This is a genomic window from Pontibacillus sp. HMF3514 (assembly GCF_009858175.1).
Taxonomy (GTDB): domain Bacteria; phylum Bacillota; class Bacilli; order Bacillales; family BH030062; genus Pontibacillus.
On the sequence record NZ_CP047393.1, the window covers coordinates 2,462,185 to 2,476,011 of the forward strand.

12 protein-coding genes are annotated in these 13,827 nt (G+C 37.0%); 3 read left to right on the forward strand and 9 right to left on the reverse strand.

Annotation, left to right across the window (positions count from 1 at the left end; translation table 11 throughout):
* Nucleotide 1: 1 nt before the first annotated feature.
* From proB to GS400_RS12830, 4 genes are all read right to left on the reverse strand, one after another.
* Nucleotides 2–1,096: a glutamate 5-kinase gene (gene proB, locus GS400_RS12815; protein ID WP_160102355.1), complete on the reverse strand. Its 1,095-nt coding sequence runs from the start codon at nucleotides 1,094–1,096 to the stop codon at nucleotides 2–4.
* A 398-nt stretch (nucleotides 1,097–1,494) separates the two neighbouring features.
* Entirely contained in the window at nucleotides 1,495–2,769 is a 1,275-nt protein-coding gene (locus GS400_RS12820) for a DUF5683 domain-containing protein (RefSeq protein ID WP_160102357.1), read from the reverse strand.
* Nucleotides 2,770–2,946: 177 nt separating this feature from the next.
* Complete coding sequence (locus GS400_RS12825) at nucleotides 2,947–4,596, reverse strand: EAL domain-containing protein (protein ID WP_160102359.1); 1,650 nt, start codon at nucleotides 4,594–4,596, stop codon at nucleotides 2,947–2,949.
* 229 nt (nucleotides 4,597–4,825) lie between these two features.
* Complete coding sequence (locus tag GS400_RS12830) at nucleotides 4,826–5,320, reverse strand: PH domain-containing protein (RefSeq protein ID WP_160102361.1); 495 nt, start codon at nucleotides 5,318–5,320, stop codon at nucleotides 4,826–4,828.
* A 189-nt stretch (nucleotides 5,321–5,509) separates the two neighbouring features.
* Between GS400_RS12830 and yiaA the strand changes: the two genes are divergently transcribed.
* Nucleotides 5,510–5,956: an inner membrane protein YiaA gene (gene yiaA, locus GS400_RS12835; RefSeq protein WP_370519800.1), complete on the forward strand. Its 447-nt coding sequence runs from the start codon at nucleotides 5,510–5,512 to the stop codon at nucleotides 5,954–5,956.
* A 163-nt stretch (nucleotides 5,957–6,119) separates the two neighbouring features.
* Complete coding sequence (locus GS400_RS12840) at nucleotides 6,120–7,070, forward strand: alpha/beta hydrolase (protein ID WP_160102365.1); 951 nt, start codon at nucleotides 6,120–6,122, stop codon at nucleotides 7,068–7,070.
* A gap of 210 nt (nucleotides 7,071–7,280) precedes the next feature.
* Here GS400_RS12840 and GS400_RS12845 read toward each other — a convergent pair whose 3' ends face one another.
* On the reverse strand, nucleotides 7,281–7,577 hold the full coding sequence (locus tag GS400_RS12845) for a hypothetical protein (RefSeq protein WP_160102367.1): 297 nt from the start codon (nucleotides 7,575–7,577) through the stop codon (nucleotides 7,281–7,283).
* Nucleotides 7,578–7,811: 234 nt separating this feature from the next.
* Nucleotides 7,812–8,741 (reverse strand): patatin-like phospholipase family protein, encoded by a 930-nt coding sequence (locus GS400_RS12850; RefSeq protein WP_160102369.1) that lies wholly within the window; start codon nucleotides 8,739–8,741, stop codon nucleotides 7,812–7,814.
* 191 nt (nucleotides 8,742–8,932) lie between these two features.
* Between GS400_RS12850 and GS400_RS12855 the strand changes: the two genes are divergently transcribed.
* A complete protein-coding gene (locus GS400_RS12855) occupies nucleotides 8,933–9,385 on the forward strand; it encodes a YueI family protein (RefSeq protein WP_160102371.1) in 453 nt (150 codons plus the stop codon).
* A gap of 97 nt (nucleotides 9,386–9,482) precedes the next feature.
* Here GS400_RS12855 and GS400_RS12860 read toward each other — a convergent pair whose 3' ends face one another.
* The 3 genes from GS400_RS12860 to GS400_RS12870 all read right to left on the reverse strand — a co-directional run bounded on the left by GS400_RS12860 (nucleotide 9,483) and on the right by GS400_RS12870 (nucleotide 13,449).
* Nucleotides 9,483–10,766 (reverse strand): PucR family transcriptional regulator, encoded by a 1,284-nt coding sequence (locus tag GS400_RS12860; protein WP_160102373.1) that lies wholly within the window; start codon nucleotides 10,764–10,766, stop codon nucleotides 9,483–9,485.
* Between the two features lie 160 nt (nucleotides 10,767–10,926).
* Nucleotides 10,927–12,474 carry an L-glutamate gamma-semialdehyde dehydrogenase gene (pruA, locus tag GS400_RS12865; protein WP_160102375.1) on the reverse strand — a complete coding sequence of 516 codons (1,548 nt, stop codon included), beginning with the start codon at nucleotides 12,472–12,474 and terminating at the stop codon, nucleotides 10,927–10,929.
* A 57-nt stretch (nucleotides 12,475–12,531) separates the two neighbouring features.
* Entirely contained in the window at nucleotides 12,532–13,449 is a 918-nt protein-coding gene (locus tag GS400_RS12870) for a proline dehydrogenase family protein (protein WP_160102377.1), read from the reverse strand.
* Nucleotides 13,450–13,827 lie beyond the last annotated feature (378 nt).

The following is a 13,827-nucleotide window of genomic DNA, read 5'->3' on the forward strand; positions in this document are numbered from 1 at the left end:
TTCAGACATTCTCCTTTACCCAAAGATTTCGATGAATAACAACTGTACTTTCCCCATTTGACTGAGACGTTTCACCTTTTACATTTAATAAGTCACATGAGTTATAATCAACCTGTCCACGTCCCAAAATGTCTCCTTTTGAATTGATGACTTCGACTACGTCTCCAGCACTAAATTCTCCATAAACACTTGTTACACCAACTGACAATAGACTTTTTCCTTTTTGTAATAAGGCTTTTGCAGCACCTTCATCAATTTCAACTTTTCCTGTAACTTTCGAATGGAACATGATCCATTGTTTTTTATTTTTCAAAGGAGGTAAAAAGGAGTTGCCAATATAAGTCCCATCTCCTTTCCCTTCTAAGATATCTGTAAGCTTTTCTGGTCCAGCTCCTGATCCAATGAACGTGTTCACACCTAGAGACAGAGCTCTTTCAGCTGCCTCAATTTTGGACTTCATGCCTCCTGTGCCAACATTGGAGGAAGATCCCTTGGCAACGGACTGCAACTCTTCAGTAATTTTAGGCAGGAATGTATATTTCTTGGCTGCAGGATCTTTATGTGGATTTTTATCATACAACCCATTGATATCAGTTAAAATCATTAAACAATCAGCGTGAATAAGTCCGCTAACAAGTGCTGACAACATATCGTTGTCTCCGAATGTTAACTCATCTACTGCGACTGAATCATTTTCATTTATAATAGGGAGGACACCACGTTTGAGCAATTCTGTTATAGTTTGATAAACATTTTTGTACTGGTCTTTTTGTGAGAAGTTTTGACGAGTTAGTAGTAACTGTGCAATATTAATATTATTTTTAGAAAACTCCTTTGTGTAGCCTTGCATTAAAAGACCTTGTCCTACTGCTGCTGCGGCTTGTTTCCCAGAAATTGTGACAGGACGGCTAGGGTAGCCCAAATCTCCAAAGCCAGCTGCTACGGCTCCAGAAGAAATTAAAACAACTTCATTTCCTTGTTCTTTCAAATAGGAAAGTGCCTGCACATGCTCTTGTAATTTCTCTGTAGATAGCCCACCATTAGAATTCGTTAATGAACTACTTCCGATTTTCACGACAACTCTTTGTTTCCCCATCATATTCCCTTCTTTCGATGACTTCTTAGGATGATATTTTTGATTATTACATTTTAGGAAAGGCATTAATTTCTTTAAAGGTGTAAAAAGACCCTCGCATCCCTATATCGGATGAAAGCGTCTAGTAGGCATTGATTGATATAAAGTTCTCATCTGTGATGCTTCTTTGTAAATCTACTCTATACCTATATGTGATGCGATTTTAACTTTTCCCAATTATCTACGAGGTCGTTTATCTATGTCAATATTCTTTCTTTCGTTGTTTTCTATCATTTTGTAACTGTTTCACCATTATATAGAATTCATACAAAAAAGCAGTTCAATCAAAGAGTCAAAAAAACACTTCACTCCAGAACTGAACTACTTTATGGCTAGGATTTTTGATCAGCTTAATAAACTTACATTTCTATAGGATTATCTCCTTTGTTCTTTAGATTAACTTCAGATAGCCCTAATGTATAGTGGTCATACAATATGTCTTTGATTACTTGTACATTTTCCTCTTCACAATGGATTACAAGCATGACTTCTCCACCGTTACCCTTTTTCAGTTTCTTCTTGATCTCTTTTTTTTCAATGAGAAAATCAATTCCTATACCTAAAATGGCACCAACTCCAAAACCAATTAATCCCCATAGTACAGGTCCTCCCGTCCAAATAAACCCATAAATGGTTCCCAGTACAGTGAAAGCTGTCGCAAATGAAATCGCCATTTCAAATGTTTTAATTCCTTCTCCTGTAATCACATCGATGTTTTTCTTTTTGGGTTGTTGGTCCAAAGGTATAGCTAATATCTTTTCTTTCGAGATCCCACTTTGTATTAATTCATTAATGGCTAATTCCACATATAAGGAAGAAGAAAAAGAGGCTACCACATTCATTTCATCAACCCTCTCAGACAAAAAATTTGATTTAAAGTTTTTCGGTTGATTATTTTTTTGTAAGTAAATGGCCTGCTGTGATTTATATAGTTCATTACTTTTTTTGCAAAATAAATAAGAATCAAATATAGCAAACCCATAAATAGATGGAAGAAACAATAACCATTGAGGATCAAGGACCTCTGTAGCCTTGTCAAATTGCCCTAAGACGGTCATGTGCATTGAAGGAAGCAAATTTGAAAAGTACACTGTTGGGACAATCCAGGCAATCATGTAAAACGCAGTAGGGAGTCTATTTATGTAAAGGTGACCCAATCCAGGTAGAATAAATGACCAAAAAGCAGCAATACGAGGTCTCATTTTATCTAACAAATTATGGTCAAACCACGCAAGCTTCGTAGGAGTTATATGCTCAGCTGAGCCAAAACTATCCGCTAAAATGGAAAATTTATTCGTACTCATTACAACTCGTCGACTATCCCATATACCAAAAATATAAACTGGGATATATATAAGAATCCATCTAGTATCTAACACTTCAGAGGCCAGTTCAAATTCTCCAATAAATGAATAGTAAATCGCTAAATTAAAATTGGCATTCAGATTTATAAAAAATTCCCATAATATTAAAACCCCACCCATAAGATATTTACACATAGCAATTTGCGGAATACCTGGGAATGCAGCTGCCCACCACATCGCAATGTATGGGTTTCGAATCGTTACCATACCAATATTAATGGGTGAAATGACTGCTTTACCATACCGATTTTGGTTTATGTTCTCATTCATCCCCCTACCTCCTGTAACGATATGAATTTACTATATTTTTAACCAATCCCTATAAAAATATCAGAGTAAAAGCTCTATCGTACAAGAAGGAATGTCCAATACAAAAAAAGAAAAATGCCTACTCCTCGTTTAAACAAAAGGAATAGGCACTGCCTCTTTATATGACTTCTTAAAAAACTATATCTTAACGAAAGAATGAGGGCGACCGATTAAAACCCTCTTTTCTAAATGACCATCATCATCAAACAGAGAGTCAAAGATGATTTCTACATCAACCATATTGCCATTTATGTCTTGAAGTTGTTCATGGTAATCGTTTGATGAATCAAGCTTTTCTTTTTTTAGAAACCCAGACGACATATAATTCTGTATTGAGTTCCCAATAATGTCTTGAACAGGGTATCCAAGAATCTCCTCTACTGAAGGCGAAGCATACATAATGATGTCGTGTGGATCCAATGTAATTATAAGATCATTGACGTGGTCTAATACGAATCGATGCATGGATTCACTTTGAATAAGCTCTTTTTCAATTTGCTTTCTTTCTGTAATATCAACACATGATCCAATAACTGCTTTTACCTCTCCTCCTTTTCGAACTGGGCGTAAGGAGGCAAGGTAATATACATCTGCAAATTTCCCCTCATATGATACATGGTCTTCACCATTCCAGGCTCTTTCATAATAAGAAAGTTTGGGTTGGATATCCTCATATGGCATAATGTCCTTTAACTCTTTTCCAACAACTTTTTCAGGTATTAAGCCAATTTTGTAAAGCAATTCACCATCACATAATGTATGTATAAAACGGTCCCCTACTTTTTCATACTTAAAAATCATTCCTTGTTGCTGACGAACCGTTTCAGTCAATTCGTTTTGTGCATTAAGGATTAATTTCTCCATTTCCTTCTCTCTGGAGATTTCTTTAGAAAGACTAAAAACTTGCGGTGAATCTTGTATTTCGTTATACCTTCTTACAAATTCTTCAGAAGGTAATGGTTTACTAAAGAAGAAGCCCTGAGCTTCATCACAGAGATTGTTTTGTAATTTAAGCAAGTGTCCTTTTGTCTCAACACCTTCAGCTACGACTCCTAAATCTAATTCATGAGACATAGCAATAATTGTTTTCACAATGGTTTCGTCTTTGGTATCTTCCGTACAATTGTACACAAAGGATTGATCAATTTTGAGCTTATCAATAGGTAGATCTTTTAAGTATGATAGAGAACTATAACCTGTCCCAAAGTCATCCAAGCTTATTTGAACCCCTATGTTCTTCAGTTCATTCAAAGCTTGAATACCTAACTCAAAATCCATCATCATACTTTCCGTAACCTCGAGTTCTAGGAATTGTGGTGACAAATCAACTTCTTGCAAAATGCGTTGAATCTCCTCTGCAAGATTTGGGTGGAATAACTGTCCCCCTGAAAGATTCACTGAAATCACCATCTCCGGTAAACCTTCTTGTTGCCATTCTTTCGTCTGTTCACACGCTGTATGTAAAGCCCATTTACCGATAGGAAGAATCATACCTGTTGCTTCAGCGATGGGGATAAATTCGTTTGGAGGAATTAAACCTTTCTGTGGGTGCTCCCAACGAATTAAAGCTTCAGCACCAGTAATTTCACATGTCCGCAGGTGAAGTTTAGGCTGGTAAAAAAGAGTGAATTCATTTCGTTCTAATGCTTTTTTGAGATCGTCCTCTGTAATCCCTTTATCCATCACAAATTGATTTATTTCATCATCAGTATTACTTACTTTCTGCTTCAATATATAAAAAGAACATAAGACAATAGCTAGCACACCAATTCCGATTAAATACCCCATTTTATTAAAGCCCTTTCTTACTTTTTGAAAAAGAGATCAGTCAAAATAAAGCTAGCAAGACTATATCCCTATTAAACAAGTTTATTTTAAGCATTCTATACTATATTCATACCATGAAAATACAACTACTTTCAACAAAAATCGACAAAGCTTATCATACATTTTTATGACAGTCTGAATTTTAAAAAAGTGACCATCGAAAAAATCGATGGTCACTAATACTTTCATTTTACTTTTCAATAGACATCTCAACATCCATAGGTTCCTCTGTTTCTATCAAGTCCTTCTCTACTTCAGCTTGAGGGCAATAATATTTTAATGTTTTGATGAAGGTGTTTTGATTTTCTGGTGAAATTTTTATATTTCCCCACCATCCATGTCCATACACGATTTCTACAGCTTCACTTGCTGTTAATACTCTGAAGCCATCAAAGACATCATCAGTAGATCTAGCATAGACAATTTTGGAATAAGGGATTCTTTTCCTTAACGGTCCCCCCTTTACCTTGAGGTGATCGTCATGAAATTCATACTTTATATTCGCTATCATCATGATTGCTGACGTTAGAATACCTAAATAGAGAGAGGCCCAAATCGCAATAAACATTGGAGTTCTTGTTGAGGTATCGACCACAAAAGGAATAACAAACATTAATGTCATATTCGTAATCATTTTCGTTTTAAAAATGGTGAAAAATCGATCCTTTTTAGCTTTAAACACCATTGTGACATTCCTCCTTGTCTAATCTTTTGGAAATGAATTACTGTTAATTGTTTCAAAATTAAGAAAATAAATCAATTCATTTCTTTAAATAAAGCACCTTTATGGTAAAATATGAGATAAGTTCATGGAGGATTATTGATTTATTCGATAAAAGGAGGGGATAAAGTGTCAAACAGTAATGAAGTATTAATGGAAAAGGAACATCAAGAAGGACCAAAAGTAAAACCAGAAAGAAGAGAAGGTGAACCTACCGCTGCTTTTAAAGGTGCATCCTGGTCTGCATTGTTTATTGGAATCATTTCATATTTAATTGGGTTATATAATGCAACCATGCAGCTGAATGAAAAAGGGTATTATTTTGCGGTATTAGTTTTTGGACTATTTGCAGCCGTATCCTTACAAAAAGCAGTAAGAGATAAGGAAGAAGGGATCCCTGTAACCAATATCTATTATGGGATTAGTTGGTTCGCCATCATTATCGCGATTTCCTTAATGGCGATAGGCTTATATAATGCAGGAAGTATCATTTTAAGTGAAAAAGGATTCTATGCGATGGCTTTTGTTCTTAGTATATTCTCGGCGATCACTGTCCAGAAAAATGTTCGAGATACGCAGAGAGCGAGAGAAAAAGAATAAAAAATTTTAGGCAGTAACTAATCTACTAACATTAAATAAAGGCATCACGAGATATAATCCTCCGACTTTAAAAGTCTGGAGGATTTTTTCATGATTTGTCTTTTAACACCCATTATGCTATAGTCTCACCATTATAATAGAAGAATGGATTTCGGAGGTACGTATGACGCAATTAACCTATACAAAATTATTAAATGAAACACTTGAGAAATATGTAGAGAGTGGTGTGGAAGAAGCTTATCAATTTATCACTCAACATGCAGATGAAATAAAGGGTGATCATGCTCAAATTTACAATTTTAAATACTCTTTAGCCGCTGCATCTGGTCGTGAGGAAGAGGCACTTGCCATCATGAAAGAAGCGATCATTGAAAAAGGCCATTGGTACTCTTATGAATATTTGAAGGAAGATGAAGACTTAAATTCCCTACGAAAGTACGACGATTTTCAGTACATGCTTGATCTTTGTAAAAAACGAGAAGAAGAAGCAAAAGAAAAAGCAAAACCTGAGATGGATGTAATGATGCCAAGCGCTAACGAAGAAGGCCATCCGCTTCTAATCGCTTTACATGGAAATCAGGAAAACAATCGCCGCACCGAAGAAAACTGGCATACTGCCCCTTCTCATGGCTATGTATTAGCGATGCCTCAATCATCCCAAATTGAATTCTCTGGTGGTTACTCGTGGGATGATATTGAAAAAGGAACTCAAGAATTAGAAGCTCATTATGAAGAATTGAAACAACATGGGAGCATTAATGAAGGACAGCTTATTCTCGGTGGATTTTCTGCTGGAGCGAGAGTTGCTCTTCACACTATTCTAAAAGGTGATCTGCCTGTCAAAGGATTTGTTTTTGTTGGTCCATGGCTACCTGACATTGATGAGTTAGCTGATAACTTAGAGTACCTAGCTGAGCAAGGGATTGAAGGATATGTCATTTGTGGGGATCAAGATCAGGACTGCCTTGAAGATACAAACCGATTTGTTGAAATACTGAAGGAAAAGAATGTGCAGCACACGTATAAGGTTATTGAAGGGTTGGACCATGACTATCCAGAAAATTTTAATACTATATTAGAAAATGCTTTAGAAGACGTTATAAACATTAAATAATTATTGGTGTCCATTAAGAAAGTGTCTTCCCCATCGGATCAGACACTTTTTTTAATGGTACAGTGTTGTGGAAACATGTTCAATTTGAATTAAATTATTTACGAGTTGTTGTACTTCTTCTTTAACCATTCCAAACCACCCCTATAAACAAATTCATTTATAGGATATGTATCTAAATGAAGAAAGTGCCTAGTGAATTTTTCTATCGAACTATTCATCTAAAGCTACCTCATCCGTAATATCTCCATCTTTATTCACCCAAACTCGATATGTATTACCTGTCTCCTTTTCTACGACTAAAACATACTCAATTATAAAAGCTCCCCACTCTCCTCTTCTATTTATGCTCTCAACAGAAGTGATTTCTGGGTGATCGTTTAACACTTCATGTTTAATACCTTGAAAATTCGCTTGAATGACAAATGTAATCAATAAATATACTCCAATGACTATGGAGAATAGAATAATGATGCCATTTCGAATCAGCTTTTTATTTATTGGAGTCAATCTTATTGCTCCCCCTTTAAATCGCACATTTAATACATAGAAATTCTATATATTATGTTATACTAAACCCTTCTTGGAGTAAAATTTTAACAATGAATTTCTTCAGTTGACTTCAGAGTATTGATACACTCTTAACTTTAAAATACAGTAAAAAATACCTACCACTACCTGAAACATGAATCACTTAATGATGTGTGAAACAAATGATTTACAGGTGGTGGCAGGTATTTTATTCTACACATTCACAAATTCACTTCTGAATTTCCTTTTATACTCTTCAAAATCCCATGTTTCTAAGAATTTTTCAGCTGCATTATAGCCAGATTGGTAAAGCCACTGTTCTTGATTCTCGCTTAACCCAAAATCCGTAATGGAGATGTTTCCTGTTGGAATCTTTACTGTTCTGGCATTGGCTTCTTTATCGAGGTGGCGAAGATCATGAGCTTGCAGCATGGTTTTGAATATCGATTTATAAATTCCTATCGTCCCTAAACTTTCTGGTGGATCCGGGTTGATTTCTTCTCTAGTAAAATGAAAACCGAATGTTGGCCATTTAGGCATGTAAGGAGTATCGAATATCCATATTGGAAAATTACTGAGCATACCTCCATCTACCATATATAGAGGAGATTTATATTTGTTTGTTTTCCATTTAATCGGCTGAAAGTAATAGGGAATCGTGCTACTCATCGTAACAGCCTTTGCAATTGGAAAGTCATAGCTCTCCCCATACTTTTCAAGGTCATCTGGAAAGATAGCCATTCTTCCATTGGTGATATCCGACACAATAATTTTTAACTTACCTTCTTCAAGGTCACGGAAGCTGTGTACATTTTTCTTAGCAAGGAGTTCATTCATCCATTCTTCTTCATAACGATTCTTGTACAGTCCACCCTTAAAAGCAAGATTGATTCCGTTTCCTATAAAAGGAATGTGATTGATCCAATTCTTTTTCATAAAATTTTTATAATCTAGTGTTTCCATTACATCTAATAATTCTGATCCTGAATAACCACACGCTAACAGAGCTGCGACTACAGAACCTGATGAGGTCCCTGCTAAACGATTCCACTCATATCCATGCTCTTCGATCGCTTGTACAGCCCCTACATGAGCAATCCCTCTAACGCCGCCACCTTCAAACACGCCATCTAGTATTTTCACGTGATAGCTCCTTTTTATTTTTAATATATCGAAGGGGTGATGGGAATGTCCAATATTATTAATTAGTGTTTGTTTAGACATTAATATTAAGTTATTTAAAAATAAGAGTTGTGTATGCTGTATATAAATGACACATATTAAAACATCCATTAAAATAACGGTATATATCACGAAAGAAATGAGGAAAGAAAATGAGTAAACGAAGTGTTGATGACATTCTTCAGGAAGGTATTCATGGAAAGAAACAGATAAAATCATCTGAACGAAAAAGATTTTTAGGTACGTTTAGAGAGCGAGTGGTGATTGCCTTAACTAAAGGACAATTAATGCAAGACAATGCATTAACCCATTTAGAACAGGCTATGAAGAATCATCCTAACACGAAGCTTCTATTAAATGGTAATGTCTCTCCTCGTTTCATGAACGCAGAACAAGACCTGGCTTCCAAATATAATATCCCTTATACAGTTGTCAGCAACCGTGAAGCGGAAACTGACTTAGGAGTCGTTCTCACCTATGACCATGCTGTAAATATAGAAGATATTTTTGTTCCAGAGAAAGATGATAAACCAGAACAGGCTAAAGTACATAAATCAAACCCAATTGTGAGGGCGATCAAGAAACTATTTAAGCCTATATCGTAAATAATGTACTGGATCAAGATAGTGTTGTTTGTTTTATATATTTATCAAATTAAAAAGGACGAAACCTTATAATCGATTTCGTCCTTTTATATTAAGCTTAATCTGACTCTATATTCGCTCGTATTGCATCCTTATACCTCTTATAATAAGCCGGAACATTATTCAATAACAGAAGCTCAGTGTATAAATAACTTTTCATATTAAAATCATTAAAGTCGATATTCGTGATCTCTTGAATTTGCTTGATTCGGTAATTCAGCGTATTAGGGTGAATGAAAAGTTCATTTGCTGATTGCTTGCCTTTCCCGTTATTGGCGAGATACACCTCTAATGTTTTTAATAGGTCTGTTTGGCTTTCATGATCCTTGCTAATGAGCTTTAGAAGGTCATGGCTGAAGTAATCCTCAGAGCTATTTTTTTCATATAAAGTTGCTAGGTAACGATATACGCCTAGTTTTGCAAATTCACGAGGCATCGTTTCAGGTCTTGGTTCAATAAAGTTCGCGGTTTCGATCACTTCAAAGGCTTCTAGAAAGCTTTTTCGAACATCGGAAAGTTGTTTGTACTCTTTTCCGAGTCCGATCATAAAGCTATAAAAATCTGACGTGTCGAGTTTATCCTTGATCATCTCAATTACACCGCGCGCTTTTTCCGTTACCCTACTTTCATCTTCTCTTTTTCCATGAACAATCATGACAACCAAAAACTCTGTCTTGAGTAGATAGATGTCTTTTCTTTCAGGTAGCTTATTCACCATATCTTCTAAGTAATCCAATAAGGATCGCTGTTGTGGATTCGTTAGTGAAAAGATCAGCACCGAAAAACGCTCAGGTAACGCGAGTTTTGCAATCGTCGCATCGTGCTTAAGCTGTTGTTCACTTCCGTATTCTTGGTGAATGAGCTTCCATAATAACTCATCCTTCCGACTATCCGATGCATTTAATTTGTTATACACGTCATAGATCAGCTTGCCAATATGAGGAGCTACCTCTTCTAAAAAGGACAAGTCTTCATCAAGAACTGGTGAATTGGCCTCTTGAATCCAAATGTAGCCCATCGTATGACGAAGGTGACGAGCCCCCATTACAACACGCTGGCTAAATCCTAACTCCTCAATCGGGTCAATGCGAATCGGACTTGGTTGTTTCTCGAGCTTTTGAACAATTCCTTCCTTTTTTAAGCGATCAATAATAAATACGGGACACTTTTTGGAAAGAATCGTTTTCTGCTGGATTTGACCAAATTCCTCTGTAGAAGAGCTATAAGAAATCAGCTCGAAGTTTTTATTTTCGATGATGACGGGTTTCTTTAATCTCGAGCTAATCAGTTCTGTTGCTTTATGTATATCCTCTGTTTGGAAAATTAGTTGCTTTGCATTCACATGGCATTCCCTTTCCTTTATCAAGTAAGAGCATATGTTTCTTTTCAGTGCATCCCCTATTATACCGATTAAAGCACATAAGAAAAAGGTAGAAGAATTTTTATCACACAAAAAACCCTCCTCGCAATTACGAGAAGGGTTTTCTGATATATCGTTCTTTTTATAACATTTCAGAAATCGTTTTAGCTTGCATGTGCAGTTGAAGGTAATCTGGTCCACCAGCTTTAGAGTCTGTACCAGACATCTTGAAGCCGCCGAATGGCTGGTAACCAACAATAGCGCCTGTGCAATTACGGTTGAAGTACAGGTTACCTACGTGGAAATCACGTGCTGCACGCTCTAGGTTTTGACGGTCTTCAGAAATTACAGCACCTGTTAAGCCATATTCTGTGTTGTTTGCAACTTCGATTGCTTCGTCGAAGTCTTTTACTTTTGTGAAGCAAACAACTGGACCGAAGATTTCTTCTTGTTGCATACGGGATTTTGGATCAAGATCTGCGAATACGGTTGGCTCGATGAAGTACCCTTTCGAGTCATCACCTTTACCACCAACAACTAGGCGACCTTCTTCTTTACCAACTTCCATGTAGCCCATGATTTTATCGAATGCTGCTTGGTCTACAACGGGTCCCATGTACACATTGTCCTCAGTTGCGTTACCAACAGAAAGTTCTTTTGTTACTTTTGCAACACGGTCTAGTACTTCATCATACACATCTTCGTGTACAACAGCACGGGAGCCTGAAGAACATTTCTGACCAGAGAATCCGAATGCAGAAACAACAATTGCGTCAACTGCTGTATCGATATCGGCACTCTTATCAACAACAACGGTGTCCTTACCACCCATTTCAGCAATCACCTGTTTAAGGTGGTTTTGACCTGGCTGCACTTTAGCCGCTTTTTCAATGATACGTGTACCTACATCACGAGAACCTGTGAATGAGATTAGAGAAGTTTTCGGGTGATCCACTAGATAGTCACCAACTTCACCGCCGCTACCAGGTACGAAGTTTAGTACACCTTTTGGTAGGCCGGACTCTTCAAGAACCTCTACGAATTTCGCTGCGATTACCGGGCTGTTACTAGCAGGCTTCATCACAACTGTGCTACCTGTTACTAGAGGTGCTACGGTTGTACCAGCCATGATTGCAAATGCTAGGTTCCATGGTGGAATAACAACAGCTACGCCACTAGGTTGATAGATATAGCGGTTCATTTCGCCTTCGCGGCTTTCAACATGCTTCCCTTTGTCTAGCTCGATCATTTGGCGAGCATAGTACTCTAGGAAGTCGATTGCTTCAGCTGTGTCCGCATCTGCTTCTTTCCAAGGCTTACCTACTTCATATGCTAGATAAGCAGAGAATTCATGCTTACGACGACGGATCTTTGCTGCTGCACGGAAAAGGATTCCTGCGCGAGCTTCAGCTGACCATTTTCTCCAGTCTTCAAAAGCGTCAGATGCTGCTTGCATCGCTTGCTCAGCAATTTCTTGGTTTGCTTTAGATACTGTACCCACAACTTCTTCTTTTTTCGCTGGGTTTATAGACGTGATTTTGTCGTCTGTTTTAATATGTTGACCGTTAACAAGTAGGGTATAATCTTTGTTGAGTTCACCTTTTACCTTCTTTAAAGCATCCTCAAATGCCTTTTTGTTTTCCTTAACAGAAAAATCAGTAAATGGTTCATGTTTAAATGGTGTGTACATAACATTCATTCCCCTTTCATTTTTGAAAACGCTTTAGTTTAAACGTAACACTTTTCTTTATTTTTTGAAAAGTCCTTTGATTGCAAATGACACATTGGCTGGTCTTTCGGCCAAACGACGCATGAAATAGCCATACCAATCATCACCATAAGGTAAATAGACACGGACCTTATACCCTTCTTTTAACAGGGCCATTTGTGTATCGTTTCGCATGCCATACAGCATTTGAAACTCAAATTGGTCCGTCGGAATATTGTTTTCCACAGCAAATGCCTTTGTAAACTCAATCATGGCATCATCATGACTGGCGATTGCCGTGTAGTGACCATTTAATAGATTCTTCTCTATTAAATGCATTAAGTTCTCATCTACATCAGACTTTTCAACAAAAGCAACTTTGCCTGGTTCTTTATAAGCTCCTTTTACTAAGCGAAGATACGGATCATATGAGCTTAAGTCATCCAAATCTTCACTGGAGCGGTACAAATAAGATTGTATGACGGTACCAATGTTGTCATACTTCTCTTTTAAAGCTTTGTAGATTTCGAGTGTCTTCTCGGTTCGAGTTGAATCTTCCATATCAATGGTAACGACAACATCGTGCTTTTGTGCTTCTTCCATAATCGCGATCATGTTCTCCCAGACCACGTCGTGTCGAATGTCTAACCCGAGTGACGTTAGTTTGACCGACACCTGTGAAGTGAGCTGGTGACTACTGATCATTTGAATGGATTGAATGCACTCCTGCGCTCGCTGTCTCGCTTCCTTTTCAGATGATACAAACTCACCAAGATGATCAACTGTAATGTGTAACCCCTGACTGTTTAAATCCTGGATTAAGGGAACAGCTTCTTCAAATGTTTCCCCACCTACGATTTTATTCGCCCCAAATTTCGGACCCCATTTCTTAGCAAGCCGATCCAAAACCGAGCTACTTGATAAGTGAAGAAAAAACTTCTTGCTTATCGCTTCCATCACAAATCCCTCCATATCGTCGTCTCTACGATATTTCTTTCCAAAACAGAAGGAATAACATAGGCTTTTTTTCTTTTGTATTGATTTGTTAAGAATATTGTAACTATTTTTACATGTAAGCGGCAACGTGTTGAGGACACAATGTTTGGTGGGGGTTTTTGTGGTTTAGGCACAAGAGGGTGTGGAAGAGGGGATAATAAAAAGACATGCTTTTATTAACATGTCTTTGGAATTTAATAAATATCTTTTAAAAACGTGAGATTCAAGGTAAAACCTTCATAACAGTTGTTTCCATACTCTACATGGGTTTTCTGCAAAACCACGGTTCTCGCGTTTGTGAAATTGTAAACTAACATGAGAAGCGTCCCTATGTTAAAT

What these genes read in the sequence shown, in the direction of transcription:
- GS400_RS12820 (WP_160102357.1), bottom strand. Translation starts at nt 2,769, where the DNA reads ATGAATGAGAACATAAACCAAAATCGGTATGGTAAAGCAGTCATTTCA.
- GS400_RS12825 (WP_160102359.1), bottom strand. Translation starts at nt 4,596, where the DNA reads ATGGGGTATTTAATCGGAATTGGTGTGCTAGCTATTGTCTTATGTTCT.
- GS400_RS12870 (WP_160102377.1), bottom strand. Translation starts at nt 13,449, where the DNA reads ATGGAAGCGATAAGCAAGAAGTTTTTTCTTCACTTATCAAGTAGCTCG.
- pruA (WP_160102375.1), bottom strand. Translation starts at nt 12,474, where the DNA reads ATGTACACACCATTTAAACATGAACCATTTACTGATTTTTCTGTTAAG.
- GS400_RS12840 (WP_160102365.1), top strand. Translation starts at nt 6,120, where the DNA reads ATGACGCAATTAACCTATACAAAATTATTAAATGAAACACTTGAGAAA.
- yiaA (WP_370519800.1), top strand. Translation starts at nt 5,510, where the DNA reads ATGGAAAAGGAACATCAAGAAGGACCAAAAGTAAAACCAGAAAGAAGA.
- proB (WP_160102355.1), bottom strand. Translation starts at nt 1,096, where the DNA reads ATGGGGAAACAAAGAGTTGTCGTGAAAATCGGAAGTAGTTCATTAACG.
- GS400_RS12855 (WP_160102371.1), top strand. Translation starts at nt 8,933, where the DNA reads ATGAGTAAACGAAGTGTTGATGACATTCTTCAGGAAGGTATTCATGGA.
- GS400_RS12830 (WP_160102361.1), bottom strand. Translation starts at nt 5,320, where the DNA reads ATGGTGTTTAAAGCTAAAAAGGATCGATTTTTCACCATTTTTAAAACG.